At 65.0% G+C, this 25,091-nt stretch carries 24 protein-coding genes; 17 read left to right on the top strand and 7 right to left on the bottom strand.

Annotation, left to right across the window (positions count from 1 at the left end; all coding sequences use genetic code 11):
* The first annotated feature begins 101 nt into the window (after positions 1-101).
* Complete coding sequence (locus A9973_RS30400) at positions 102-278, top strand: hypothetical protein (RefSeq protein ID WP_183017280.1); 177 nt, start codon at positions 102-104, stop codon at positions 276-278.
* 63 nt (positions 279-341) lie between these two features.
* Here the strand turns inward: A9973_RS30400 and pyrE are convergent, their stop codons facing one another.
* Entirely contained in the window at positions 342-1,028 is a 687-nt protein-coding gene (pyrE, locus tag A9973_RS30395) for an orotate phosphoribosyltransferase (RefSeq protein WP_169272577.1), read from the bottom strand.
* Positions 1,029-1,160: 132 nt separating this feature from the next.
* On the opposite strand from pyrE, the gene A9973_RS30390 reads away from it, so the two are divergent.
* On the top strand, positions 1,161-1,949 hold the full coding sequence (locus A9973_RS30390; RefSeq protein WP_183017279.1) for an exodeoxyribonuclease III: 789 nt from the start codon (positions 1,161-1,163) through the stop codon (positions 1,947-1,949).
* Here the strand turns inward: A9973_RS30390 and A9973_RS30385 are convergent.
* Positions 1,931-2,866: a LysR substrate-binding domain-containing protein gene (locus A9973_RS30385; protein WP_183017278.1), complete on the bottom strand. Its 936-nt coding sequence runs from the start codon at positions 2,864-2,866 to the stop codon at positions 1,931-1,933. The genes A9973_RS30390 and A9973_RS30385 overlap by 19 nt on opposite strands.
* Positions 2,867-2,994: 128 nt before the next feature.
* Here A9973_RS30385 and A9973_RS30380 point away from each other — a divergent pair, with 128 nt between their 5' ends.
* Both A9973_RS30380 and gdhA read left to right on the top strand, forming a co-directional pair.
* Positions 2,995-3,606, top strand: a complete 612-nt coding sequence (locus A9973_RS30380) for a LysE family translocator (protein WP_183017277.1) — start codon at positions 2,995-2,997, stop codon at positions 3,604-3,606.
* Between the two features lie 463 nt (positions 3,607-4,069).
* Entirely contained in the window at positions 4,070-5,416 is a 1,347-nt protein-coding gene (gdhA, locus tag A9973_RS30375; RefSeq protein WP_183017276.1) for an NADP-specific glutamate dehydrogenase, read from the top strand.
* Positions 5,417-5,601: 185 nt separating this feature from the next.
* Here the strand turns inward: gdhA and A9973_RS30370 are convergent, their stop codons facing one another.
* Together A9973_RS30370 and A9973_RS30365 are read right to left on the bottom strand one after the other, a co-directional pair.
* Entirely contained in the window at positions 5,602-6,102 is a 501-nt protein-coding gene (locus tag A9973_RS30370; protein WP_183017275.1) for a copper chaperone PCu(A)C, read from the bottom strand.
* Between the two features lie 19 nt (positions 6,103-6,121).
* On the bottom strand, positions 6,122-7,021 hold the full coding sequence (locus A9973_RS30365; RefSeq protein ID WP_183017274.1) for a LysR family transcriptional regulator ArgP: 900 nt from the start codon (positions 7,019-7,021) through the stop codon (positions 6,122-6,124).
* A gap of 148 nt (positions 7,022-7,169) precedes the next feature.
* Here A9973_RS30365 and A9973_RS30360 point away from each other — a divergent pair, with 148 nt between their 5' ends.
* The 6 genes from A9973_RS30360 to A9973_RS30335 all read left to right on the top strand — a co-directional run bounded on the left by A9973_RS30360 (position 7,170) and on the right by A9973_RS30335 (position 14,035).
* On the top strand, positions 7,170-7,802 hold the full coding sequence (locus A9973_RS30360) for a LysE/ArgO family amino acid transporter (RefSeq protein ID WP_183017273.1): 633 nt from the start codon (positions 7,170-7,172) through the stop codon (positions 7,800-7,802).
* A 115-nt stretch (positions 7,803-7,917) separates the two neighbouring features.
* A complete protein-coding gene (locus A9973_RS30355; protein ID WP_183017272.1) occupies positions 7,918-8,859 on the top strand; it encodes a LysR substrate-binding domain-containing protein in 942 nt (313 codons plus the stop codon).
* Positions 8,860-9,192: 333 nt separating this feature from the next.
* Positions 9,193-10,356 carry an ABC transporter substrate-binding protein gene (locus tag A9973_RS30350; RefSeq protein ID WP_183017271.1) on the top strand — a complete coding sequence of 388 codons (1,164 nt, stop codon included), beginning with the start codon at positions 9,193-9,195 and terminating at the stop codon, positions 10,354-10,356.
* 139 nt (positions 10,357-10,495) lie between these two features.
* Positions 10,496-11,368, top strand: coding sequence for a branched-chain amino acid ABC transporter permease (locus tag A9973_RS30345; RefSeq protein ID WP_183017270.1), 873 nt, complete (start codon positions 10,496-10,498; stop codon positions 11,366-11,368).
* 3 nt (positions 11,369-11,371) lie between these two features.
* The gene (locus tag A9973_RS30340; RefSeq protein ID WP_183017269.1) at positions 11,372-13,294 is read left to right on the top strand and encodes an ATP-binding cassette domain-containing protein; all 1,923 of its coding nucleotides are present in this window, start codon (positions 11,372-11,374) and stop codon (positions 13,292-13,294) included.
* Positions 13,295-13,312: 18 nt separating this feature from the next.
* Complete coding sequence (locus A9973_RS30335; RefSeq protein ID WP_183017268.1) at positions 13,313-14,035, top strand: ABC transporter ATP-binding protein; 723 nt, start codon at positions 13,313-13,315, stop codon at positions 14,033-14,035.
* 494 nt (positions 14,036-14,529) lie between these two features.
* Here A9973_RS30335 and A9973_RS30330 read toward each other — a convergent pair whose 3' ends face one another.
* From A9973_RS30330 to A9973_RS30320, 3 genes are all read right to left on the bottom strand, one after another.
* The gene (locus A9973_RS30330; protein ID WP_183017267.1) at positions 14,530-14,955 is read right to left on the bottom strand and encodes an organic hydroperoxide resistance protein; all 426 of its coding nucleotides are present in this window, start codon (positions 14,953-14,955) and stop codon (positions 14,530-14,532) included.
* A 163-nt stretch (positions 14,956-15,118) separates the two neighbouring features.
* On the bottom strand, positions 15,119-15,580 hold the full coding sequence (locus A9973_RS30325) for a MarR family winged helix-turn-helix transcriptional regulator (protein WP_183017266.1): 462 nt from the start codon (positions 15,578-15,580) through the stop codon (positions 15,119-15,121).
* 64 nt (positions 15,581-15,644) lie between these two features.
* A complete protein-coding gene (locus A9973_RS30320) occupies positions 15,645-16,352 on the bottom strand; it encodes a Crp/Fnr family transcriptional regulator (protein ID WP_183017265.1) in 708 nt (235 codons plus the stop codon).
* Between the two features lie 168 nt (positions 16,353-16,520).
* Between A9973_RS30320 and A9973_RS30315 the strand changes: the two genes are divergently transcribed.
* The 7 genes from A9973_RS30315 (at position 16,521) to A9973_RS30285 (ending at position 25,085) form a co-directional block, all read left to right on the top strand.
* On the top strand, positions 16,521-18,497 hold the full coding sequence (locus tag A9973_RS30315) for an AMP-binding protein (protein ID WP_183017264.1): 1,977 nt from the start codon (positions 16,521-16,523) through the stop codon (positions 18,495-18,497).
* A 5-nt stretch (positions 18,498-18,502) separates the two neighbouring features.
* Positions 18,503-19,300 (top strand): ABC transporter ATP-binding protein, encoded by a 798-nt coding sequence (locus A9973_RS30310; protein WP_183017263.1) that lies wholly within the window; start codon positions 18,503-18,505, stop codon positions 19,298-19,300.
* Positions 19,301-19,311: 11 nt separating this feature from the next.
* Entirely contained in the window at positions 19,312-20,241 is a 930-nt protein-coding gene (locus tag A9973_RS30305) for a branched-chain amino acid ABC transporter permease (RefSeq protein WP_006224770.1), read from the top strand.
* Between the two features lie 25 nt (positions 20,242-20,266).
* Positions 20,267-21,331 carry a branched-chain amino acid ABC transporter permease gene (locus A9973_RS30300; RefSeq protein WP_183017262.1) on the top strand — a complete coding sequence of 355 codons (1,065 nt, stop codon included), beginning with the start codon at positions 20,267-20,269 and terminating at the stop codon, positions 21,329-21,331.
* Between the two features lie 138 nt (positions 21,332-21,469).
* Positions 21,470-22,810 (top strand): ABC transporter substrate-binding protein, encoded by a 1,341-nt coding sequence (locus A9973_RS30295; RefSeq protein ID WP_183017261.1) that lies wholly within the window; start codon positions 21,470-21,472, stop codon positions 22,808-22,810.
* A gap of 60 nt (positions 22,811-22,870) precedes the next feature.
* On the top strand, positions 22,871-23,734 hold the full coding sequence (locus tag A9973_RS30290) for an ABC transporter ATP-binding protein (protein WP_255469352.1): 864 nt from the start codon (positions 22,871-22,873) through the stop codon (positions 23,732-23,734).
* 82 nt (positions 23,735-23,816) lie between these two features.
* On the top strand, positions 23,817-25,085 hold the full coding sequence (locus A9973_RS30285; protein WP_183017260.1) for a phenylacetate--CoA ligase family protein: 1,269 nt from the start codon (positions 23,817-23,819) through the stop codon (positions 25,083-25,085).
* Positions 25,086-25,091: the final 6 nt, after the last annotated feature.

Below are 25,091 nucleotides of genomic sequence, written 5' to 3'. Positions count from 1 at the left end.
AGTTCCTTCGGGAATCAAGGCTGATAAAAGGCCGCGGCACATTGCCGCGGCCTTTGTTTTTGCGAAGAATGGGGGCGGTCAATTTTTGATCGGAACCCCCAATGTCTGATTACATCGAAGGGCTGCAAGAAGCCGTCGCAATACGACTCGACGCGTTGATCGCGGTGGCGCAAAACGGCGCGCGCATCGTCATCGTGCAGAACGGAAAGGCGCGTGCCTACATCCGCCCGGCAAATCCTGACATGACCAAAGACATGTACGACACCATCTTGGCGTGAACCCGCAGCACGCGAAGACAGACCGAGGCTAGACGCGCTCTCCCCGGCCCTCTACGGAGTCCCTTACTTCACCCCGTACTTCGTCCGGTACGCCTGCACGGCGTCGCGGTTTTCGGCGAACGACGCATCGTCTTGCAGCAACGCCATGATGTCCGACAGCGACGCGATCGCCACCACCGGGATGCCGTAGGTCTTGGCCACGTCCTGCACCGCCGAATGGGCCGACAGCGCGTCGTCCGGGCCGGCGCGTTCCATGCGGTCCATGGCGATCAGCACGGCGGCGGGCTCGGCGCCGGCGCTGCGGATGATCTCCACCGATTCGCGCACCGACGTGCCGGCCGTGATCACGTCGTCGATGATGACGACCTTGCCCTTCAGCGGCGCGCCCACCAGCGTGCCGCCTTCGCCGTGGTCCTTGGCTTCCTTGCGGTTGTAGGCGAACGGCACGTCGCCGCGGCCTTGCATGGCCGGGTGGCCGGCCAGCGCCACGGCCGTTGCGGTGGCCAGCGGGATGCCCTTGTATGCCGGGCCGAACAGCATGTCGAACGCCACACCCGAATCCAGCAGCGCCTGGGCATAGAACTGCGCCAGCTTGCCGACCGAGCCGCCGCTGTTGAACAGGCCGGCATTGAAGAAATAGGGGCTGATCCGGCCCGATTTGACCTTGAAGCTGCCAAAGCGCAGCACGCCTTCGTTCAGGGCAAAACGGACGAAATCCAGGGAGGTGGCGGAAGAAGTGGCGGCGGGCATACGAAGGAATCCGGTAGATGGAAAACCCCGGCATTTTATCCGTTGTCAGGGCTTTCCCCGGCCCGTGGCGCCGAGTCGGTTAAATTCCTGGCATTGTTCCGGCCCCTGCGGCCGCTCTACAGGAGCTTCGCTTTGCTGCGCATCACGTCCATCAATCTCAACGGCATCCGGTCCGCCTTCCGCAAGGGCCTGCAACCCTGGATGGAGAAGCATGCCGCAGACGTCCTCTGCCTTCAGGAAATCAAGATCGCCGACACGGACCTGACCGATGACCTGCGCCATCCGCCCGGCTACACCGGGCATTTCCACCATGCGGTCAAGAAGGGCTACAGCGGCGTGGGCATCTACCTGCGCGACGCCGCCGAACGCGTGAACATCGGCCTGGACTGCGAAGAATTCGATCCCGAAGGCCGCGTCATCCGCGCCGACTGGAAGAACCTGTCGGTGATCAGCGCCTACCTGCCCTCGGGCTCCAGCGGCGACGAACGGCAGCAAGCCAAGTACCGCTTCCTGGACCGTTTCGGCCCGTGGATCGACGCCCTGATGCACGAACACAAGACCACCGGCCGCGAATTCATCATTTGCGGCGACTGGAACATCGCGCACAAGGAAATCGACCTGAAGAACTGGAAGGGCAACCTGAAGAACTCCGGTTTCCTGCCCGAAGAACGCGCCTGGCTGACCGACGTGTTCGACAAGCGCGGCTTCGTGGACGTGTTCCGCACCATCGACGACCGCCCCGACCAGTACACGTGGTGGAGCAATCGCGGCCAGGCCTGGGCCAAGAACGTCGGGTGGCGCATCGATTACCAGATCGCGACCCCGGGCATCGCCGCCCGCGCCCGCAACGTGGCCATCTACAAGGACGAGCGCTTCTCGGACCACGCGCCGCTGACGATCGATTACGACGCCACGCTCTGATCCGCGCCCGGCCCGGCGGCGCCGCCGGCCCCGTCTTCGGGGCCAGGCAGCGACGCCTCGGCCTGTTGCCGCAACCACGCCAAAAAGGCCGCTGCCCGGGGATCGTCCCGGAACGGGCGCGGCGACAGCAGGAAGTACGCCGAACCGTCCCGGATGAATCCGCAAGGGGCTTGCAGCCGGCGGTCGCGCAACGCGTCCTGCACCATCAGCGCCGAACCGATGGCGGCGCCCAAGCCCGCCGCGGCCGCCTGCAGGCTGAGATAGAAATGTTCATACACCGGCCCCGTCCGGCGCGGCGCCTTCTTGCCCGATGCCTGCGCCCATTGCCGCCAGGCGCCCGGCCGGGTCGCGCTGCCCAAGGCCGCCGCGCCCTGCCAGGCAGCCTCGCCTGAAGCGCCCCCCAAGCCTGGGCGGCAGACAGGGCCAGTCCATTCTTCGCACACCCGTTCGGCGTGCAAGGCGGCGTCCCACTCGAAATCGTTGCGCCGCAACGCCACGTCCACGCCCTGCGCCGCGAAATCCACGGGCCCGCCGGCCGCATACAGATGCACCTGCACGTCGGGATGCGCCCGCTGGAAATCGGGCAGGCGCGGGATCAGCCACATCATGGCGATCGTGGGCTCGCACGACAGCACGAGCGGCGCGTCCGCGGCGGGTTGCCGCAGTTGCGCCAGGCCGGCGGCCAGCTGTTCGAACAGGCCACGGGTCAGGCCCAGCAGCTGGCGTCCGGAATCGGTCAGGAAAACAGCCCGATTCCGGCGTTCGAACAAGGTCAGCCCCAACGCCTGCTCAAGCTGTTTGATCTGGCGGCTGACTGCGCCGTGGGTCACATGCAGCTCTTCCGCCGCCCGGCCGAAGGCCTCATGACGGGCTGCCGCATCGAATACGCGCAAAGATCCAAGCGGGGGAAGTTTCATGGTGATCAGTGATTTTTCCTGACGGATAACCGGCATTAAAAATCGTTTTTCATCGCCGCGCCAGCGCCACACAATGGGCGCCCTTTCTTCCTGCCTTGCCCGGGCGCTTCCCCGCCCGCCACACCACCATGACCGAACTGATCGCCGTTGCCCTCATTACCGTGCTTGCCGTCATCAGCCCGGGACCGGATTTTGCGATGGTGACGCGCTACAGCTACCTGTTCGGCCGGCGCACGGGGCTGGTTTGCGCCTTGGGCATCGCCCTGGGCGTGCAGGTCCACGTCTTCTACACGATGTTCGGCGTCAGCCTGCTGGCCCATTACGCGCAACCGGTGCTGCAGGGCATCAAACTGGCGGGCGCGTGCTATCTGGTCTACATGGGCTGGAAGACGTTCTTCAACCGCACCCCGGTCAGCCGGGACTTGTCCGCGCGTCCGCCCATTTCGGCCTGGCAGGCGCTTTACAGCGGCTTTCTGACCAACGCGCTGAACCCCAAGACCACCCTGTTCGTCGTCAGCACCTATACGCAAGTGGTGTCGCCGGGCACGCCGTTGGCCCAGCAGTTCGGCTATGGGCTCTTCATGTCGTTCGCCCACTGGGTGTGGTTCAGTGTCGTCGCGTGGTCAGTGTCGTCCGTGATCTTGCGGCGGCTGTTGCTGGATCATCAACGCACCGCCGACCGGGTCGTGGGTGCGATCTTGATGGCCTTGGGTGCGGCGCTGGCGATCGTGCAGGTCTGATCCGGGCATGTACCGGGCACATGCGGGTCCCGTGCCGAACAGGTGCGCGTGATTTTTCTCAAATAAATAATGGGGACGTATAGAGAGGAAATGCCGGCCCCCCGCCCCGTGGAACCCAGCCGAGAACCGCTTGTTTCCTGAGGTCCTACGCCTTTTCCGGCATCGCGACATCTCCATATAAAATGGGGACATAATAATTTTCCCTGTGAATTCAACGGCAGGACACCTGTAGTCCGTATTTCACACCGGAATCCCAGCGACTCCAAATATGATGCGCCCCCATTAAACTATTATAAAAATCGCTTTGATATCAAAGTGATGGCCGCATTTTCAGCTTTGCGCAGAGCAACATTTTGCCCCTACAATTCCGCACCATGCTGGTGCGATCAATGCACCAGAATAAATAATTCGCGCCCCAAAACGGCGCACACCCGCACCTGTTCGAAGCACCCCCGAGGAGATCATGTTGAAAGTGCAGAGTCTGGATGACTTCCTGCGTGGCGTCGCCGCGCGCGACCCGCAGCAGCCTGAATTCATGCAAGCCGTCCAGGAGGTGATGCTGAGCTTGTGGCCTTTCATCGAAAAGCACCCGCACTATGCCGAGCACGCCGTGCTTGAGCGCCTGGTGGAGCCGGAACGCGTGATCCAGTTCCGCGTGTGCTGGACCGATGACCAGGGCCGCGCCCAGGTCAACCGCGCTTTCCGCATCCAGCACAGCTCGGCCATCGGCCCCTTCAAGGGCGGCATGCGCTTCCACCCCTCGGTGAACCTGTCCATCCTGAAATTCCTGGCATTCGAACAGACGCTGAAGAACTCGCTGACCACGCTGCCCATGGGCGGCGGCAAGGGCGGCTCGGACTTCGACCCCAAGGGCAAGTCGGACGCCGAAGTCATGCGCTTCTGCCAAGCGCTGATGATCGAGCTGTATCGCCACCTGGGCCCGGACACGGACGTGCCGGCCGGCGACATCGGCGTGGGCGCGCGGGAAGTCGGCTTCATGGCCGGCATGATGAAAAAGCTGTCGAATTCGACCGCCAGCGTCTTCACGGGCAAGGGCCTGACCTTCGGCGGCAGCCTCATCCGCCCCGAAGCCACCGGCTACGGCACCGTGTACTTCGCCGAAGAAATGCTCAAGCGCGTCGGCAAGTCCTTCGACGGCCTGCGCGTGTCGGTCTCCGGGTCGGGCAACGTGGCGCAATACGCCATCGAAAAAGCCATGTCGATGGGCGCCAAGGTCGTCACGGTGTCGGATTCGAATGGCACCGTGGTGGACGAAGCCGGCTTCACGCACGAGAAGCTGGTCGCCCTGATGCACATCAAGAACGACCTGCGCGGCCGCCTGGACACGTATGCCCAGCAATTCGGCCTGAAGTACGAAGCCGGCAAGCGTCCGTGGCACGTGCCGGTGGACGTGGCCCTGCCGTGCGCCACGCAGAACGAACTGGAACTGGCCGATGCGCAGACGCTGATCAAGAACGGCGTGCTGTGCGTGGCCGAGGGCGCCAACATGCCGGCCACGCTGGAGGCCGCCAAGGCCTTCATCGCCGCCCGCGTGCTCTATGCGCCGGGCAAGGCCAGCAACGCCGGCGGCGTGGCCGTGTCGGGCCTGGAAATGGCCCAGAACTCGGCCCGCCTGGCCTGGACGCGCGAAGAAGTGGACACCCGCCTGCATGCCATCATGCGCGACATCCACGAGAACTGCGTGCGCCATGGCCATAGCGAACGCGAATACGTCAACTACCTGGACGGCGCCAACATCGCCGGTTTCGTGAAGGTGGCCGACGCGATGCGCCAGCAAGGGCTGTATTAACCCCCCCCGCAGCGCTGCGCGCTTCCCCCCCAGGGGGGCGCCGCTGCGGACCGGCGAAGCCGGCTCCGCGCGGCCCCGATTGGGGTAGGCCTGTGCCTGGTCTGGAGAGACTTGCCCGATTAAGAGGGACTTGTCTGTTCATATGAAACACACCCGCGCCAGCAGGCGCGGGTAGCGCTGGGCGCTCAGTGCTTCATCGCGCCGTGGTCCATGCCGCCTTGGCTCATGCCGGGGTTGTGCGAGGCCGGCTTGACCTTGAACTGCACGGCGACTTCGCCGGCCTTTTCGAACTTCAAGGTGGCCGGCACGGTCGCGCCGTCGACGAACGGCGCCTTCAGTTTGATGAACATGACGTGATAGCCGCCCGGGCTGAGCTTGACCTCGGTATCGGCCGGCAGCGCCACGCCGCCTTCGACCTGGCGCATCTTCGACACGCCGTTTTCGGTCTGCACGGTATGCAGCTCGACGCGCTCGGCGGCGTCGGACGACACCGACAGCAGTCGGTCTTCGGTCTTGGCGTCGTTATCGATATCCATATACCCCGCGCCATTGGACTGGCCCGGCGCCGAGGCGCGGACCCAGAGGTCGTCGACTTCGACCTGGCCGACCTTGTAGTCCTTCGCCCACGCCGAGCCGGCCGTGCACAGGCCCAGGGCGGCGATGACTGCGAACTTGCGGATGTTCATGGGGTGTCCTCCTAGTGGGTTAACGCCGCCGGACCAAGCTGCGGGCGGCAGACAGAACCGAATCGGTCAAGGCTTCCATCGCCTCGGAGTTTACCCGCCAATGCTGCCAATACAGCGGCACATCCTCCCAGGCGCGGCCCCGAAGCAGCATCAACTGACCGGCATCAAGGTGCTCCTGGACCAGCGGCAACGGATTCATGGTCCAGCCCAGCCCGCCCAGCGTGGCCTGCACGAAGGCGCGCGTGGACGGCACCCACCACACCGGGGGCTGCCACGGCGCGGGATCCGAGATCTTGTGCGCAAAACGCGCCTGCAAGGCGTCCTTGCGGTTGAACACCAGCACCGGGGCCTCGGCCAGCGTCTGCGCGTTCACGCCCTGCGCGAAGTAGCGCTTATGGAAATCCGGCGTGCAGGTGGCCACATAGCGCATGCTGCCCAGCGCATGGATGCGGCAGCCCTGCACCGGGTCCGCCAGGGTGGTCACGGCGCCCAGCACCGACCCGTTGCGCAGCAGTGCCGCGGTGTGGTCCTGGTCTTCGGACAGCATATCCAGCGTGGCCCGGGTACGCGCCGAAAACTGCAGGGCCGCGTCGACGAACCAGGTCTCCAGGCTGTCGTGGTTGACCGCGATGGGGATGCTGGCGTGGGGGACCTCGTCGTCCGACACCCCCAGCCGGTTCAGCGCATCGTGCTCCAGCAGCGCCGTCTGTTCGGCCAGCTGCACCAGCACCTGCCCGTCCGCCGTGGCGGCGGCCGGCACCGTCCGCTGCACCAGCAGCCGGCCCATCCGGTCTTCCAGCGCCTTGATCCGTTGCGACACCGCCGATGGCGTGACGCTCAGCGACAGCGCGGCGCGCTCGAAGCTGCCTTCGCGCACCACGGCGGCCAGCGCCCGCAGGTTTCCGTGATCGAGTTTCATAGATTAGTTTTACTTAATATAGTGAAGGAAAATTAGCTGTATTTCATCTCGCGCGCAAGAGAAAATACGTTATAGCCGGGGTGCGCAATGCCTCCGGAACCCACATCAAAGCGCCGCCACAGGCGTTGCAGTCACAGGTATTTGCATCATGTTCGCCACCTTGTCATCCCCCCTCTTCCTGACCGCCTGGGCCAGCGGAACCGCCACCGGGCTGGGCCTGTTCGCCGTCGTCGGCGCCCAAAGCGCATTCATCCTGCGCCAGGGCCTGATGCGCGCGCATCTGCTCAGCGTGGTCGCCATCTGCGCGCTGATCGATGCCGTGTTCATCTTCGCCAGCGTGTCCGGGCTGCAGGCGCTGACGGCCTGGTTCCCGTGGCTGACCACCGCCGTCCTGTGGTTCGGCGTGGCCTTCCTGTCGTGGTACGCGCTGCAATCGGCCCGCCGCGCCTGGACCGCCACCGGCGGTCTGGCCGCCGCGCGCGACGTGGTGCCGTCGCGCCGCGCCGCGATGCTGGGCGCGCTGGGCTTTTCGCTGCTGAACCCCCACTTCTGGCTGGACATGGTGGTGGTCGGTTCGCTTGCGCACGGCTTCGACGACGCCCGCATGGCGTTCGCCGCCGGCGCCTTCACCGCCAGCCTGCTGTGGCTGGCCGTGCTGGGCATCGGCTCGCGCCTGTTCGCCCGCTTCTTCGCCAGCGCGTCGGCCTGGCGCGTCCTGGACGGCGTCATCGCCGTGGTCATGGCGGGGCTGGCAGTCAGCCTGGCGATCAAGGGCGTCTGAACCCGGCCGGGCGTGCTGGTCATGGCGGCGCGTCCGGACCGCGCGCCGCCATCACTTTTATAATGTCCCCGTTGCCACTCTTTCGTCGGGCGCACGGCCGGCCCGCCAGACGATCATGCGCGGACCCTCCCCCTCCAAAGATGTGCGCCTGCCCCCGCTGGCCGCCATCCAGGCATTTGAAGCCGCCGCCCGGCTGGGCTCGTTCGAGCGCGCCAGCGAAGAACTCTTCGTCACCGCCAGCGCCATCGGCAAGCGCATCGCCGCCCTGGAAGCGCTGCTGGACGTGTCGCTGTTCATCCGCAGCAGCCGCGGCGCCACCCTCAGCGCCGCCGGACGCGACTACCTGAACCAGGTGCGCACCGCGCTGGACCTGCTGTCCGACGCCTCGCTGCACAAGCGCGGCGAGCCCAAGCCCGAACCGCTGCGCGTCGTCTCCACCCCCACCTTCGCCCGTCAGGTGCTGATCCCCTATCTGCCCGGCTTCACCGCCGCGCATCCCGACGTCGAGCTGGAAATCATGCTGTCCATCCCCTACCTGGACATCATGCCGCCCAACGCCGACGTCTGGATACGCTTCGGCAGCGGCAAGTATCCCGGCCTGCAGACACGCCAGCTCACGGCCGACCCCGTGTTCGCCGTCTGCTCACCGTCGTACCTGGCCGCGCACGGCCCGTTCCATCGCCCCGCCGACCTGGCGCCCGCCGGCCTGCTGCGTTGCCCGATGGAGCCCTGGCGCCCCTGGCTGGACGCGGCCGGCCTGGACTGGCCCGAGCCCTCGCGCGGCGTCTGGCTGGTGGACCTGGGCATGATGCTGGCCGCCGCGCGCGCCGGCCAGGGCCTGGCCCTGACGCGCCGCACGCTTGCCGCGGAATGGCTGGATGAGGGCAAGCTGGTGCGCGTTCTGGACATCGACATCCCCGGCGAATCCCAGTACCACCTGTGCACCGAAAGCGCGCGCCCGCCGGGCCGTGCGGTCCAAGCGTTTTCCCTATGGCTGGAAGACGTGTGCAAACTGGCATCCCAATGGCCACGCGGCCTTGCGACCCGTCAGGAATAAATTTCCAGTAAAGGGCGGAACGAATTTCCGTGCGCCTGCCCCCTGCGGTGGCTAGCATGCGGCCAACGCGGCTGTCCGCCCGTCGCACACCCCGGCGCATCGCAAGCCCGGCTTGCCTGCCCGCCCATGCTGCGTTGCAGCGCACGGTCGGCGCCCCATGCGGCCGTACTAGGTATTTACGCGGAAATGACCCGCCGGGTCAGATTCGCGTAAGCGATTAAGCAGAGAGTCACAACACGCAACACAGGAGAGCGCCGCAGCATTTGATTCCTCGCCGTCTGGCGCCGGCACACGGTTTTCCACGCAGTTCATCTAATTACAACGGAGACATCCATGGATTTTCGTTTGAAGCTGCTAGCAGGAACCCTTGCATTTGCCGCATCGGCCGCGTCTTACGCCGCCGACCCCATCAAGATCGGCGTGGCTGGCCCCTACACCGGCGGCTCCTCGTCCATGGGCGTGAGCATGCGCGACGGCGTGCGGCTGGCGATTGAGGAAATCAACAAGAACGGCGGCGTGCTGGGCCGCCAACTGGTGGCCGTCGAGCGCGACGACGAAGCCAAGAACGAACGCGGCGTGCAGATCGCCCAGGAATTGATCAACAAGGAACAGGTGGCGGCCACGGTCGGCTACATCAATACGGGCGTGGCGCTGGCCTCGCAGCGTTTCTACCAGGACGCCAAGATCCCCGTCTTCAACAACGTGGCGACCGGCAGCGTCATCACGCACCAGTTCAATGCCCCGGAATTCCCCGACAACTACGTGTTCCGCAACGCGGCGCATGACAGCATCCAGGCCCCGATGATCGTGGAAGAAGCGGTCACCCGCCGCGGCTTCAAGAAGGTCGCGATCCTGGCCGACTCCACCAACTACGGCCAATTGGGCCGCGAAGACCTGGAAAAAGCCCTGAACGCCAAGGGCGTCAAGGCCGTCGCCGTCGAGAAGTTCAACATCAAGGACGTCGACATGACGGCCCAGCTGTTGAAAGCCAAGGCCGCCGGCGCCGAAGCCGTGCTGACCTACGGCATCGGCCCCGAACTGGCGCAGATCGCCAACGGCATGACCAAGCTGGGCTGGAAGGTGCCGATCATCGGCAGCTGGACCTTGTCGATGGCCAACTACATCGACAACTCGGGCTCGAACGGCGAAGGCGCGCGCATGCCGCAGACCTTCATCCAGGACCCGGACACCCCGAAGCGCAAGGCCTTCATCGACGCCTACCTGGCCAAGTTCAAGCCCAAGAACAACCGCATCGATTCGCCGGTGTCGGCGGCCCAGGGCTATGACTCGATCTTCCTGCTGGCCGCGGCCATCAAGCAGGCGAACTCCACCGACGGCCCGAAGGTCCGCGAAGCGCTCGAGAACCTGCAGACGCCGGTGGAAGGCGTGGTGATGACCTACAACAAGCCGTTCACCCACGACAACCACGACGCGATCACCGCGAAGGAAGTGGTCATCGGCGAGGTCAAGGGCGGCCGCGTCGTCAAGGCCAACTAAGCCTGAACAAGCAGGAAGGCGGCGGCTACCCGGCCGCCGCCGCCCGCGCCCCCTCCCGGGCGCGGGGCATGCAGCCGCCTGAAAACCGCGTTCTGCCCAAGGGGGTTGGGACGGAACACAGCGCTTCAAGACACACACCATGATTCTTCTACAGCTTATCTATAGCGGTATCGCGCTAGGCATGATCTATGCCGTCATCGCGTTCGGATACCAGCTTACTTTCGCCACGTCGGGCACGTTGAACTTCGGCCAGGGCGAAGCCCTGATGCTGGGCGCGCTGGTCGGGCTGACGCTCGTCGGCCTGGGCGTGAACTACTGGGTCATGATCCCCATCGTCTGCATTTTCGGCTTCGCGCAAGGCGCGCTGGTCGAACGGGTCGGCGTGCGGCCGGCCATCAAGACGCGATCAGAATTCGGCTGGATCATGGCCACCATCGCCTTGGGGATCATCTTCAAGAACGTGGCCGAGAACATCTGGGGCCGCGACGATCTGCGCTTTCCCTCGCCGCTGCCCGAAGCGCCGATCCAGGTGATGGGCGCGAACGTACTGCCCATGGAGCTGCTGGTCGTGTTCGGCGCGCTGGGCATGATGATCCTGGTGGAGATATTCAACCGCAAGTCCATCTACGGCAAGGCCTTCGTCGCCACGTCCAACGACCGCGACGCGGCCGGCCTGATGGGCATCAACACCGGCATGGTGATCACGTTCTCTTATGCGCTGTCGTCGTTGACCGCCGCGTTCGCGGGCGTCCTCGTGGCGCCGCTGACGTTGACGGGCGCCACGATGGGCGCGGTGCTGGGGCTGAAGGCGTTCGCCGTGGCGATCATCGGCGGCCTGTCCAGCGGGATGGGCGTCGTGGTGGGCGGGCTGATCCTGGGGATCGCCGAGACCACCACCGGTTTCTATATTTCGACGGGGTACAAAGACGTGCCGGGATTGGTGTTGCTGCTGCTCGTTCTGACCTTCAAGCCCGCCGGCCTGTTCGGCAAGACCGCGATCAAGAAGGTGTAAGCGATGAAACCCTTGCACCTATTGCTGTCCGTCGTCGCCGTCGCCTGCCTGGCGGCCGTGCCGCTGGGCGTGACCAACACGTATTACCTGCACCTGATCGAAACGATCATGATCTATTCGATCCTGCTGTTCGGGCTCGATATCGTGGTGGGCTACACCGGCCAGGTGTCGCTGGGCCATGCCGGGCTGTTCGGCATCGGCTCGTACGTCGCCGGCGTGCTGTTCTTCCATTTGCAGATGCCCATCTGGGTGATCCTTCCCGCCGCCATCCTGATCGCCGCGGCGTTCGGCGCGGTACTGGCGCTGCCGGCGCTACGGGTCACGGGGCCCTACCTGGCCATGGTGACGCTGGCGTTCGGCACCATCATCCAGATCCTGATCAACGAGATGACCTTCATGACCGAAGGCCCCTTGGGCATCAAGATCCCAAAGCCGTCCATCGGCGGACACATCCTGACGAAAAGCGAGTACTTCTGGCTGGTCGGCGCGCTGCTGGTGATCTCGCTGATCGTCGTGCACCGCATCCTGAAGTCGCACCTGGGCCGCTCTTTCGAGGCCCTGCGCGACAGCCCGATCGCGTCCGACTGCATGGGCGTGTCGGTCTACCGGCACAAAGTGTTCGCCTTCGTGATCAGCGCCGGTTTCGCCGGTCTGGCGGGCGCGCTGTACTCGTATTCGGAACAGTACATCTCGCCCAACACGTACAACTTCGAACTGACCATCCTGTTCCTGCTGGCCATCATCATGGGCGGGCGCAAGAGCCGCACGGGCGCCCTGCTTGGCGCGTCCATCATCGTGCTGCTGCCCAAGATGCTGGACGACATCGGCACCTTCCGGCTGATCGCGCTGGCGGTCGCCATCCTGGTGACGGTGGGCAGCATCATCGCGGTGTCCAAGGGCCGCGCCGAACCCCGGCGAGTCGTGGTGCCCGTCGTCGGCACCATTGTGCTGGCGGTGTTCTCGTATTGGCTGGAAGCCGTCACCGACTGGCGCCTGACCATCTTCGGCGCCATGATCCTGTTCGTCGTGTACTACCTGCCCGACGGCATCGTCGGCTTCGTGCGCAACCTGTTCTTCTCGAACCGCCGCGCGGCCCTGGCGGTCAAGTCGGACCTGGTGAAGGCGCAAGAGGCCGTGCCCGACGCCGTGGCCGGCAAGGGCGAGACGCTGCTGACGGCCAAGAGCGTGCTGATGCAGTTCGGCGGCCTGAAAGCGCTGAACGAGGTCGACCTGACCATCAAGCGCGGCACCATCCACGGGCTGATCGGCCCGAACGGGTCCGGCAAGAGCACCATGATGAACGTGCTGACCGGCATCTATGTGCCGACCGCCGGCGCGGTGGAGTTCTCGGGCAAGTCGCTGGTCGGCCTGGCGCCGGCGGACATCGCCGCCGCCGGCATCGCCCGCACGTTCCAGAACGTGCAATTGTTCGGCGAAATGACCGCGCTTGAAAACGTGCTGGTAGGCCTGCACCACACTTTCACCACGGGGCTGGCCGGCATTGCGCTGCGCACATCGAAGTGGAAGGGTGAAGAACAAGGCGCCCGGGCCCGCGCGATGGCGCTGCTGGAGTTCGTGGGCCTGGAATCGCTGGCCAGCGAAGAAGCCCGCAACCTGCCCTACGGCAAGCAACGCCTGCTGGAAATCGCCCGCGCGCTGGCGCTGGACCCGCAGCTGCTGTTGCTGGACGAGCCCGCGGCCGGCCTGACCGCGCCCGACATCGTCGAGCTGCTGGCCATCATCCGCAAGGTACGCGACCACGGCATCACGCTGATCCTCATCGAACATCACATGGATGTGGTGATGGGGGTGTGCGACACCGTGTCGGTGCTGGACTTCGGCCAGAAGATCGCCGAGGGCCTGCCGAACGAAGTGCAGAGCAACGCCAAGGTTATCGAGGCGTATCTGGGCGGCGCGCCCGCCTGACGCCAAGAGGACGACAAGATGCTATCGATCAAGAATCTGGAAGCGGGTTACGGCAAGGTCAAGGTGCTGCACGGCATCAGCATGGAGGTGCCGAAGGCGAAGGTAGTGACGCTGATCGGCTCCAACGGCGCCGGCAAGACCACCACGATGCGCGCGCTATCCGGCATGATCCGCCCCACCGCGGGCGAGGTCACGTTAGGCGGCAAGCGCATCGACGGCCTGGAATCCCACCGCATCGCGCGGCTGGGCCTGGCCCATTCGCCGGAAGGCCGCCGCGTGTTCCCGACCCTGTCGGTGACCGACAACCTGCTGCTGGGCGCCTTCCCGCGCCTGACCGGCAGCCGCCCCAAGGGCGACGTGCAGGCCGACCTGGGCCGAGCCATGGACCTGTTCCCGCGACTGAAGGAACGCCGCGAGCAGTTGGCCGGCACCCTGTCCGGCGGCGAGCAGCAAATGCTGGCCATGGCCCGCGCCGTGATGCTGAACCCCGAACTGGTGCTGCTGGACGAACCATCGATGGGGCTCGCCCCGATCCTGGTGGAGGAAGTGTTCCGGATCATTGCGCGGTTGAAGGACGAAGGCGTGACGATGCTGCTGGTGGAACAGTTCGCAGCCGCCGCCCTGAATGTGGCGGATTACGGGTACGTGCTGGAGAACGGGCGGATTTCGGTGCATGGCAGCGCGGAGAAACTACGTGGTGATCCGGCGGTGGTTGCGGCTTATCTCGGGGGTGGGCATTAGAGGGTGATTTTTGTGCGGGTGTCAGTGTTCTTAGGCCGCCCGGCACGTGGGGCTTACGCGGCGTCTTGCGTCGTGATGATCCTCCCCCATCGAATCATGCCCGCATGATGGGGTGCGCGCGATGACGGACATCGGTCTCGTGACGGATTTGCCGCGCGCAAGCGGCCACCGCCACGACGCATCAACGGCGCGTATGCCGATTGCGCGCCGCCCGGGCGGCCGCAAGTCGGCGGGCAACGCAAGTCTCGTCATTGAACCGCGGTCTAGCGGGGCAACGAACCAAGACGGCGGCAGCCCGTCGGCAGGGTCGGCCTGACGGCACGCAACCTCGATGCGCCCGAGGGAATCCGAAGGGAGCCGAAGGCGTACGAGGATGACAACGGGGAAGTCCGGAGCGAAGGCTCCGGACCGCAATCGTGGGCGCGCGCCGTCAGGCCGACCCCGCCGGCGGGCGACCTGCGAAGATCCGCCACCCGCCCCAAACCAAGCAACGATCAAACAATCGTCAACGTCACATCAATATTCCCGCGCGTAGCATTCGAGTAAGGGCAAACGATATGCGCCGCCGCCACCAGCTTCTCAGCCAGCTCACGCTCCATTCCCGGCAACGCAATCTTCAATTCGACTTCGATTCCGAATCCCGTCGGGATCGGTCCGATGCCAACAATCCCGTTCACCGACACGTCCGCCGGGATCGCAATCTTGTCGCGGCCGCCGACGAACTTCATGGCGCCCAGGAAGCAGGCCGAATAGCCCACTGCGAACAGTTGTTCCGGATTGGTGCCGGCCGCGCCTGCGCCGCCCAGCTCGCGCGGCGTCGTCAGCTTGACGTCCAGATTGCCGTCATCACTGACGCCACGGCCTTCACGGCCGCCGGTTGCGGTGGCATTGGCGCGGTAGAGGACTTTTTCGATAGACATGGTGCGTTTCCTTTTAAGGATTAAAGTTGAACTGCCTCGCCTGGCGGGCCCTCCCGCCGCGGCGCTTACCGATGACCTGCCCACTGCTTTCGTATATCAATAGCACACAAATATATCGTGCACTATTTATTAGACCGAAGGATGACAAGCGCCACCCTGCCCTTCAAACACTGTCGACCAGCTTCTCCCGCAGCGCATGCAGCGTCTTCATCATGCCCTGCGCCTCATCCAGCGTGCATTGCGCGGCGCCCGCGATCGCGTGGGGCACGGATTCCGCCTGCTCGCGCAGGTCGCGGCCTTGCTTGGTCAGCGACACGATCACCTGGCGCTCGTCGTCCACCGCCCGCTTCCGGCTGACCAGGCCCGCGGCTTCCAGGCGCTTCAACAGCGGCGTCAGCGTCGCGGAATCCAGGAACAGGCGGTCGCCGATATCCGTCACCGTGATCTCGTCGCCCTCCCACAGCACCAGCATCACCAGATACTGCGGATAAGTCAGATCCAGCCCCCGCAGCAACTTGCGGTACACCTTGTTCATCGCCAGCGAAGTCGAGTACAGGGCGAAGCACAACTGGCTGTCCAGCAGCAGCGGGTTGAAGGCGCCTTTGGGTTTGGATCTGGATTTCATTGCGCAATATTAAATAGCGCACTATTTATCGTCAAGCTCTTTTTTGATGAAGACATTCCACCGCCTAGGCGGTGTGTTCGCCCTCGACCGTGCTGCGGTCGGATCCGTACAGTTTCAGGCCATCAAGATCCAGCACGCGGACGGCGCCGTACTCCACGTTTAACAGGCCCGCCTCTTCCAGCTTGCGCAGCGCCTGGTTCGCGCGCTGGCGCGACACCCGGGCCAGATAGCCGACTTCTTCTTGCGTAATCGTCAGGCGCATCCCCATGCCGGGATACAGCAACGGGTTGAAGAGCTCGGCCAGGCAGCGGGCCACCCGCGCGTCGGGATCCAGCAGACGGTCGTACTCCGCCTTGCCGATGAACTGCGCCACGCGCTCGTTCAATTGATGGAGCAGATAGCGGTTGAACGGGATGCTGGTGTCCAGCAACCAGTCGAACGTGGGCGCCGGCAGGCGCGCCACCACCGAATCGCGCAACGCCACGATGTCGTACTTGCGGACTTCGCGCTTCAGCAACGACCCTTCGCCGATCCAGCCGCCGGCGGGCACGCCGGTCAGCGACGCGACCTTGCCCTCGGCATTGCCGACCGACACCTTGACCAGTCCGGCCAGTACGCCAATCCAAGCCTGGGCGAGTTCGCCTTTGCGCTCTATGATCGATCCGGCAACGGCTTGCTGCACGGACAGGTCCCGCTCGACGCGCGTTTGCTGTTCGGCGTTGAGCAAGCGAAACCAGGCCGCGGCGAGTTGCAGGGAGTCGGCTAGCTGCATCGGGAATACCCTAAAAGTTCCTTGAATGTCGCGATGGTGACAGTTGGTAGCAACCCAACCTTATACCTTAACTCCTGCCGTAAATCTAAAACCAACTGGTCAAGCCCTTCATCGCCAATGCCGCTCCCGCGGATGCTGGCGCGATGTGCCCAAACCGGAGGAGACAACGTGGCACATTCATCGCCCGCATCTGCACAGGTGCCGGCGGCGCTGGACACCTTTCCAGCGCTGCTGTTCGCGCATGCCGAAGTTCGCGGGTCGCGGCCCGCGATACGTGAGAAAGATCTGGGGATCTGGCAAACCCTTACGTGGTCCGACGTGGCGGAGCATGTCCGACACGTAGCGAACGGCTTTGCCTCGCAGGGAATCCGGCCCGGCATGCACGTCGCCGTCATCGGTGAAAACCGGCCCCGCCTGTATATGGCGATGATGGCCGCGCAGTCGCTGGGCGCGATCCCCGTTCCGCTCTACCAGGATGCCGTCGCGCAGGAAATGGTCTACGTGCTGCAAGACGCCGAGATCAGCGTGGCCGTCGTGGAAGACCAGGAACAGGTCGACAAGATGCTGGAAGTGCGCGCGCAATGCCCGGCCTTGAAGCACGTGGTGTTCGACGACCCGCGCGGCATGCGCCATTACGCCGACCCCATGCTGATGTCGTACGAGCAGCTGGAAACGCTGGGCCAGGAATACGCGTCCCAGCACCCCGATTTCCTCGCCCGCGCCATCGCCGCCGTGCAGCCGCACGACCCGGCGGCCATGTTCTATACCTCGGGCACCACCGGCAAGCCCAAGGGCGTGGTGCTGACGCACCACGCCCTGATCGACCGCGCGCGCGCCGTGTCCGACATGGAGAAGCTGACCGACCAGGAAGACGTGCTGGCGTACCTGCCGCCCGCGTGGATCGGCCAGAACATGTTCTCGTACACGCAGCTGCTGGTCACGGGCTTCACCGTGAACCACCCCGAATCGCCCGACACCGTGTCAATCGACATGCGCGACATCGGCCCCACCTACTACTTCGCGCCGCCGCGCGTGCTGGAAGGGCTGCTGACGCACGTGATGATCCGCATGGAAGACGCCGGCTTCATCAAGCGCAAATTGTTCGGCGCCTGCATGAACCTGGCGCGGCGCGTCGGCACGAAGATCCTGGACGGGGAATCCGTCAACGCCTGGGACCGCCTGCGCTACGCGCTGGGCAACGTTCTGATCTACGGCCCGCTGCGCAATGCGCTGGGCATGAGCCGCGTGCGCGTGGCCTATACCGCCGGCGAAGCCATCGGCCCCGACCTGTTCGTCTTCTACCGTTCCATCGGCATCAACCTGAAGCAGCTGTACGGCTCGACTGAAACGTCCGTGTTCGTCTGCGTGCAGCCCGACGGCCACGTGCGCGACGACACCGTCGGCCCGCCGGTGGCAGGCGTCGAGATCCGGGTGGCGGACAACGGCGAGATCCTGGTCAAGAGCCCGGGGCTCTTCAAGGAGTACTACCGCAACCCGGACGCCACCGCCGAGGCGCGCAGCGCCGACGGCTGGTTCCATACGGGCGACGCGGGCTATCTGGACACCGACGGCCAGTTGAAGATCATCGACCGCGCCAAAGACGTGGGCAAGCTGGCCAACGGCAGCCTGTTCGCGCCCAAGTACATCGAAAACAAGCTGAAGTTCTTCCCGCACATCAAGGAAGCCGTGGCCTTCGGCGCCGACCGCGAAGACGTCTGCGCCTTCATCAACATCGACCTGGAAGCCGTGGGCAACTGGGCCGAGCGCCGCGGGCTGCCCTACGCCGGCTATACCGACCTGGCCGCGAAAGACGAGGTCTACCAGCTGATCGCGGAATGCGTCGAGCAGATCAATGCCGACCTGGCCACCGACCCGAAGCTGTCAGCCTCGCAGGTCAGCCGCTTCCTGATCCTGCACAAGGAACTGGACCCGGACGACGACGAGCTGACGCGCACGCGCAAAGTGCGCCGCGCCTTCATCGCGCAGAAGTACGGCGTGCTGATCGACGCGCTGTTCGGCGGCAAGCAATCGCAGTTCATCGAGACTGAAGTGAAGTTCGAAGACGGACGCTCCGGCAAGATCTCGGCCGACCTGAAGATCCGCCCCGTCAAGACGTTCCCCGCCCTCACTGCCAAGGCCGCGTAGAGATCATGAGCAACAACGACCGCGACCAGCGTATCGGCGACGTCATGCTGGACATGCAGAACATTTCCTTGTCCTTTGGCGGCGTCAAAGCGCTGACGGATATTTCCTTCAATGTGCGCGAGCACGAGATCCGCGCCATCATCGGCCCCAACGGCGCGGGCAAGAGCTCAATGCTGAACGTGATCAACGGCGTCTACACGCCGCAGCAGGGCGGCATCGCGTTCCGGGGCGAGCGCTTCTCGAAGATGAACCCGCGCCGCGCCGCCGAAATGGGCATCGCGCGCACGTTCCAGAACCTGGCCCTGTTCAAGGGCATGAGCGTGTTGGACAACATCATGACCGGCCGCAACCTGCGCATGAAGTGCGGGCTGCTGGCGCAAGCGTTCCGTCTGGGTCCGGCCGAGCGCGAAGAGACCCGGCACCGGGAGTTCGTCGAGAACATCGTCGACTTCCTCGAAATCCAGGCCTACCGCAAGACGCCGGTAGGCCGCCTGCCCTACGGCCTGCAAAAGCGCGTGGACCTGGGCCGGGCGCTGGCGATGGAGCCGCGCCTGCTGCTGCTCGACGAGCCGATGGCCGGCATGAACATCGAGGAAAAGCAAGACATGAGCCGCTTCATCCTGGATGTGAACGACGAATTCGGCACGACCATCGTGCTGATCGAGCACGACATGGGCGTGGTCATGGACATCTCGGACCGCGTGGTGGTGCTGGACTACGGCAAGAAGATCGGCGACGGCCGGCCGGACGAAGTCCGCGCGAACGAAGACGTCATCAAAGCCTACCTCGGCGTGTCGCACTAAGGCGGACAGACATGGGATTTTTTCTAGAGACCTTATTCGGCGGCTTGATGAGCGGCATGATGTATGCGCTGATCGGCCTGGGCTTCGTGCTGATCTTCAAGGCATCAGGCGTCTTCAACTTCGCGCAAGGCGCGATGGTGCTGGTGGCCGCCTTGTCGATGGCGCGCTTCTCGGAGTGGATACCGCGCTGGCTCGGCTTCGACAACATGATCCTGGCCAACGTGCTGGCGTTCATCGTCAGCGCCATGGTGATGTTCCTGCTGGCGGTCGCCATCGAACGCTTCGTGCTGCGCCACCTGGTCAACCAGGAAGCCACGACCTTGCTGATGGCCACGCTGGGCATCAGCTACTTCCTGGACGGCCTGGGCCAGATCACGTTCGGCAGCTCGGTGTATTCCATCAACGTGGGCATGCCCAAGGATCCGATGATGATCCTGGACACCGTCTTCGAAGGGGGATTGCTCATCAACCTGGAAGACCTGACGGCGGCCGTCATCGCGGCCCTGCTTGTGGCGGTGCTGGCGCTGTTCTTCCAGTACACCTCGACCGGCCGCGCGCTGCGCGCGGTGGCCGACGACCACCAGGCCGCGCAGTCCATCGGCATCCCGCTGAACCGCATCTGGGTGATCGTGTGGTGCGTGGCGGGCCTGGTCGCGCTGGTGGCCGGCATCATCTGGGGATCGAAGTTCGGCGTGCAGTTCACGCTGTCCACCGCGGCGCTGCGCGCGTTGCCGGTGGTGATCCTGGGCGGCCTGACGTCGGTGCCGGGCGCCATCCTTGGCGGCCTGATCATCGGCGTGGGGGAAAAGCTGTCCGAGGTCTACCTGGGGTCGCTCGTGGGCGGCGGTATCGAAATCTGGTTCGCCTATGTGCTGGCGCTGGTGTTCCTGCTGTTCCGTCCGCAAGGGCTGTTCGGCGAGAAAATCATCGACCGCGTGTAACCACCAGGCCCTCTAGGATAAAAACATGTTCTATCGCGAAAACGGCCAGTTCAAGACCAGCTACCGGGCCGACCAGCAGATCTTCCCGATCCGCCAGGACCGCATCTTCATCTGGCTGCTGCTGGCGGTGGCGTTCATCGCCGTGCCGGCGCTGTCGTCCGACTATCTGCTGCGCGCCATCCTGATCCCGTTCCTGATCCTGTCGCTGGCGGCGGTGGGCTTGAACATCCTGGTCGGCTATTGCGGCCAGATCTCGCTGGGCACCGGCGCCTTCATGGCGGTGGGCGCGTATGCGGCCTGGAACTTCGGCGTGCGCTTTCCCGGCATGCCGCTGGTGGTACAGATCCTGCTGGGCGGCTGCTTCGCCACCATCGTGGGCGTGCTCTTCGGCATCCCCAGCCTGCGCATCCGCGGCCTGTACCTGGCGGTGGCCACACTGGCCGCGCAGTTCTTCGTGGACTGGGCGTTCCTGCGCATCCCGTTCTTCACCAACTACTCGTCGTCGGGCAACGTGTCGGTACCGCCGCTGACGGCCTTCGGCCTGCCGGTGCAGAGCGCGCTGGAAAAGTACCTGTTCGTGCTGATCCTGGTGGTGGTCTTCAGCCTGCTGGCCAAGAACCTGGTGCGCGGCGCCATCGGCCGCCAGTGGATGGCGATCCGCGACATGGACGTGGCCGCCTCCGTCATCGGCATCCGGCCCATGTACGCCAAGCTCACCGCGTTCGCGGTCAGCTCGTTCATCGTCGGCGTGGCCGGCGCCTTGTGGGGCTACATCCATCTGGGTTCGTGGGAACCGCTGGCGTTCGACCTGACGCGCTCGTTCCAGCTGCTGTTCATGGTGATCATCGGCGGGCTGGGATCGATCATCGGCAGCTTCTTCGGCGCGGCCTTCATCGTGCTGGTGCCGGTGGCGCTGTCGAACATCCCGCACGCGCTGGGCATCCCGCTGTCGGTAGACACCGCGGCGCACATCGAGCACATGGTGTTCGGCGCGCTGATCGTGTTCTTCCTGATCGCCGAACCGCACGGGCTGGCGCGCTTGTGGAGCATCGGGAAAGAGAAGCTGCGCATCTGGCCTTTCCCGCACTGACCGCATTTTTGATTTCGCATTGATTTCTGCGGCCCGCGGCGCCACAAACGCCCGGTCCACATCCTGAATACCCGGCTCAAGACCGGGCCAATCCCGGTGTCCCAGGGTTTACTGCCCCAAACACCACGCAGGAGGTAAATGGAGATGAAGCGTCTTAACCTGAAGTTGGCGGCAGCCCTGGTGGCCGCAGCCGGCGCCATCGGCGCCGTGGCCACGCCGGCAATGGCGGCCGAAGAGCAGTTCGTTCCGTTGCTGGTGTATCGCACCGGGTCGTTCGCGCCGCTGGGCATTCCCTGGGCCGATGGCAAGCTGGACTATCTGAAGCTGGTCAACGAACGCGACGGCGGCGTCAACGGCGTCAAGATCACGTATGAAGAATGCGAGACCGCCTACGCCACCGACCGCGGCGTGGAATGCTATGAACGCCTGAAGGGCAAGGGCACGGGGGCCTCGGGCTTCGACACCCAGTCCACCGGCATCACGTTCGCGGTCAGCGACAAGGCCATGGTCGACAAGGTGCCCGTCGAAACGATGGGCTACGGCCTGTCGCAGTCGGTCGACGGCAGCGTGTTCGAGTGGAACTTCCCGCTCTTGGGCACGTACTGGACCGCGGCCGACGTGATGATCCAGGACATCGCCAAGAAAGAAGGCGGCATGGACAAGCTCAAGGGCAAGAAGATCGCCCTGGTGTACCACGACTCGCCGTATGGCAAGGAACCGATCCCGCTGCTGCAGAAGCGCGCCGCCAAGGAAGGCTTCGAACTGGTGCTGTATCCGGTGACGGCGCCGGGCGTCGAGCAGAAGTCCACCTGGCTGCAGATCCGCCAGGCGCGTCCGGCCTATGTGCTGTTGTGGAGCGCGGGCATCATGACGCCCACCGCCATCCGCGAAGCGCAGGCCAGCGGCTATCCGCGCGACAAGATGTACGCGATCTGGTGGGCCGGCTCCGAAGGCGACGTGAAAGACCTGGGCGATGTCGCCAAGGGCTACAACGCCATCACCGTGCACAACAGCGGCGCCGAACACGACAAGGTCTATGACGACCTGAAGAAGTTCGTCTACGACAAGGGCCAGGGTTCGGACAAGACGGCCAAGAACACGCTGGGCACCATCGCCCACACGCGCGGCATGATGATTTCGATGCTGCAAGTGGAAGCGATCCGCACGGCGCAGGAGAAGTACGGCAAGGGCAAGGCGTTGACGCCCGAGCAGGTGCGTTGGGGCTTCGAGAACCTGAACCTGACGCAAGAGAAGCTGGACAAGCTGGGCTTCGGCCAGATCATGCGCCCGGTCAAGACCTCGTGCAGCAACCACAAGGGCGACGATTGGGCCCGCATCGTGCAGTGGGACGGCGCCAAGTTCAAGGTCGCCTCCGACTGGTACCAGGCCGACAAGACCATCCTGGATCCGATGGTCAAGGAAGCCGCGGCCAAGTACGCCAAGGAAAAGAACATCACGCCCCGCACTTGCGAGAACTGATGTGAACCGGCGGCGGGCGCCTTTGCCGGCGCCCGCCGCCACCACGCCGCAGGAATCGTCATGACCGCTGCAACAACCGCCGCATCTACCGCTGCCCCCCTCCCCTCCGCCACCAGCGCGCCCACCGTGCTGCTCGACGTGAACGGGATCGAGGTGATCTACAACCATGTGATCCTGGTGCTCAAGGGCGTGTCCCTGCAAGTGCCCGAAGGCAAGATCGTGGCCCTGCTGGGCGCCAACGGCGCGGGCAAGACCACCACCTTGCGCGCCATCTCGAACCTGCTCAAGGGCGAGCGCGGCGACGTCACCAAGGGCCATATCCAGTACCGCGGCCAGCGCATCGAAAGGCTGTCCCCGGCGGAACTGGTCAAGCGCGGCGTCGTACAGGTGATGGAAGGCCGGCATTGCTTCGCCCACCTGACCATCGAAGAGAACCTCTTGACCGGCGCCTACACCCGCAGCATGAGCCGCGGCGACACGGCGGCCGCGCTGGAGCGCGTGTACCAGTATTTTCCGCGCTTGAAGCAGCGCCGCGGGAGCCAGTCCGGCTATACCTCGGGCGGCGAACAGCAAATGACCGCCATCGGCCGCGCGTTGATGGCCAACCCCAACATGATCCTGCTGGACGAACCGTCCATGGGCTTGGCCCCGCAGATCGTGGAAGAGATTTTCGAGATCGTGCGCGATCTGAACCAGCGCGAAGGCGTGAGCTTCCTGCTGGCCGAACAGAACACCAACATCGCGCTGCGGTATGCCGACTACGGCTACATCCTGGAGAACGGGCGCGTGATGATGGACGGCGCCGCGCTGGACCTGGCCCAGAACGAAGACGTGAAGGAGTTCTATCTGGGTATTTCCAGCGGCGAGAGAAAGAGCTTCCGCGACAACAAGTTCTATCGCCGCCGCAAACGCTGGCTGGCCTGATTCCTGGAGCGGCAACGCCGGTGTGGACCGGCGGCCCGCCGGCAACGACACCGCAGTAAGGCACACGAGAGGGTGCGATCCCATGTCCGAGTTTTTCGATGTCCTGGAAACCCGAGCGCCCGAGCAACGCGAGCGCGAGCTGATGGCCGCCTTGCCCGGCGCGATCACACGGGCGATGGCGCGCGCGCCGGCGATTGCCGAGCAGCTGCGCGGCATTGACCCCGCCACCATCACGTCGCGCGCGGCACTGGCCCGCCTGCCCGTGCTGCGCAAGCACGAACTGCTGGAACGCCAGCAGCACAGCCGCGACGATGCCGCGGCGCCCGCCGGCCCCGGCAAAGCCTTCGGCGGCTTCTCGGCGATCGGCTGGGGCGAAGCGATGCGCGTCTTCGCCTCGCCCGGCCCCATCTACGAACCGGAAAGCGCGCGCGCGGATTACTGGCGCTTTGCGCGCGCGCTGTACGCGGCGGGCTTTCGCGCCGGCGAACTGGCGTACAACTGCTTTTCCTACCACTTCACGCCGGCCGGCTCGATGATGGAGACGGCGGCGCACGCCGTGGGCTGCACGGTCTTTCCCGGCGGCACGGGCCAGACCGAACAGCAGGTGCGCGCCATCCAGGACCTGGCCCCCAGCGGTTACACGGGCACCCCCAGCTTCCTGAAGATCATTTTGGAGAAGTCCGACGAACTGGGCGTGAAGCTGGATTCGCTGCGGCGCGCGCTGGTGTCGGGCGAAGCCTTCCCGCCGTCGCTGCGCGACTGGCTGGCGGCCCGCGGCATCGAAGGCTACCAGGCCTACGGCAGCGCCGACCTGGGCATGATCGCCTTCGAGACGCCCGCCCGCCAGGGCCTGGTGCTGGGCGAAGACATCATCGTCGAGATCGTGCGCCCCGGCACCGGCGAACCCGTGCCCGACGGTGAAGTCGGCGAAGTGGTCGTCACCACCTTGAATCCGGACTATCCGCTGGTACGCTTCGGCACCGGCGACCTGTCGGCGGTCATGCCCGGCATCTCACCTTGCGGGCGCACCAATACGCGCATCAAGGGCTGGATGGGGCGCGCGGACCAGACCACCAAAGTACGCGGCATGTTCGTGCACCCGTCGCAAGTCGCCGACGTGGTGCGACGCCATCCCGAAATCCTGCGCGCCCGGCTCGTCATCAGCGGCAGCACGGGATCGGACCGCATGGTGTTGAAGGTGGATTCGCGCGTGCGCGGCGAAGAGCTGTCCCACCGCATCGCCGAATCGGTGCGCGACGTGACCAAGCTGCGCGCCGACGTGGAATGGGTGGACGCCGACGGCCTGCCCAACGACGGCAAGGTCATCGACGACGTGCGCACCTACGAGTAGCGCGCG

The sequence above is a fragment of the Achromobacter sp. UMC46 genome (assembly GCF_014170335.1).
GTDB lineage: Bacteria > Pseudomonadota > Gammaproteobacteria > Burkholderiales > Burkholderiaceae_B > Achromobacter.
Note: the sequence above shows the minus strand (reverse complement) of the source record. Positions and strands in the feature narration are given on the sequence as shown.

Bases quoted from the DNA above. Each gene is read 5' to 3' on its own strand.
- A9973_RS30400 (WP_183017280.1), top strand. From the start codon at position 102: ATGTCTGATTACATCGAAGGGCTGCAAGAAGCCGTCGCAATACGACTC.
- pyrE (WP_169272577.1), bottom strand. From the start codon at position 1,028: ATGCCCGCCGCCACTTCTTCCGCCACCTCCCTGGATTTCGTCCGTTTT.
- A9973_RS30385 (WP_183017278.1), bottom strand. From the start codon at position 2,866: ATGAAACTTCCCCCGCTTGGATCTTTGCGCGTATTCGATGCGGCAGCC.
- A9973_RS30380 (WP_183017277.1), top strand. From the start codon at position 2,995: ATGACCGAACTGATCGCCGTTGCCCTCATTACCGTGCTTGCCGTCATC.
- gdhA (WP_183017276.1), top strand. From the start codon at position 4,070: ATGTTGAAAGTGCAGAGTCTGGATGACTTCCTGCGTGGCGTCGCCGCG.
- A9973_RS30370 (WP_183017275.1), bottom strand. From the start codon at position 6,102: ATGAACATCCGCAAGTTCGCAGTCATCGCCGCCCTGGGCCTGTGCACG.
- A9973_RS30365 (WP_183017274.1), bottom strand. From the start codon at position 7,021: ATGAAACTCGATCACGGAAACCTGCGGGCGCTGGCCGCCGTGGTGCGC.
- A9973_RS30360 (WP_183017273.1), top strand. From the start codon at position 7,170: ATGTTCGCCACCTTGTCATCCCCCCTCTTCCTGACCGCCTGGGCCAGC.
- A9973_RS30355 (WP_183017272.1), top strand. From the start codon at position 7,918: ATGCGCGGACCCTCCCCCTCCAAAGATGTGCGCCTGCCCCCGCTGGCC.
- A9973_RS30350 (WP_183017271.1), top strand. From the start codon at position 9,193: ATGGATTTTCGTTTGAAGCTGCTAGCAGGAACCCTTGCATTTGCCGCA.
- A9973_RS30345 (WP_183017270.1), top strand. From the start codon at position 10,496: ATGATTCTTCTACAGCTTATCTATAGCGGTATCGCGCTAGGCATGATC.
- A9973_RS30340 (WP_183017269.1), top strand. From the start codon at position 11,372: ATGAAACCCTTGCACCTATTGCTGTCCGTCGTCGCCGTCGCCTGCCTG.
- A9973_RS30335 (WP_183017268.1), top strand. From the start codon at position 13,313: ATGCTATCGATCAAGAATCTGGAAGCGGGTTACGGCAAGGTCAAGGTG.
- A9973_RS30330 (WP_183017267.1), bottom strand. From the start codon at position 14,955: ATGTCTATCGAAAAAGTCCTCTACCGCGCCAATGCCACCGCAACCGGC.
- A9973_RS30325 (WP_183017266.1), bottom strand. From the start codon at position 15,580: ATGAAATCCAGATCCAAACCCAAAGGCGCCTTCAACCCGCTGCTGCTG.
- A9973_RS30320 (WP_183017265.1), bottom strand. From the start codon at position 16,352: ATGCAGCTAGCCGACTCCCTGCAACTCGCCGCGGCCTGGTTTCGCTTG.
- A9973_RS30310 (WP_183017263.1), top strand. From the start codon at position 18,503: ATGAGCAACAACGACCGCGACCAGCGTATCGGCGACGTCATGCTGGAC.
- A9973_RS30305 (WP_006224770.1), top strand. From the start codon at position 19,312: ATGGGATTTTTTCTAGAGACCTTATTCGGCGGCTTGATGAGCGGCATG.
- A9973_RS30300 (WP_183017262.1), top strand. From the start codon at position 20,267: ATGTTCTATCGCGAAAACGGCCAGTTCAAGACCAGCTACCGGGCCGAC.
- A9973_RS30295 (WP_183017261.1), top strand. From the start codon at position 21,470: ATGGAGATGAAGCGTCTTAACCTGAAGTTGGCGGCAGCCCTGGTGGCC.
- A9973_RS30290 (WP_255469352.1), top strand. From the start codon at position 22,871: ATGACCGCTGCAACAACCGCCGCATCTACCGCTGCCCCCCTCCCCTCC.
- A9973_RS30285 (WP_183017260.1), top strand. From the start codon at position 23,817: ATGTCCGAGTTTTTCGATGTCCTGGAAACCCGAGCGCCCGAGCAACGC.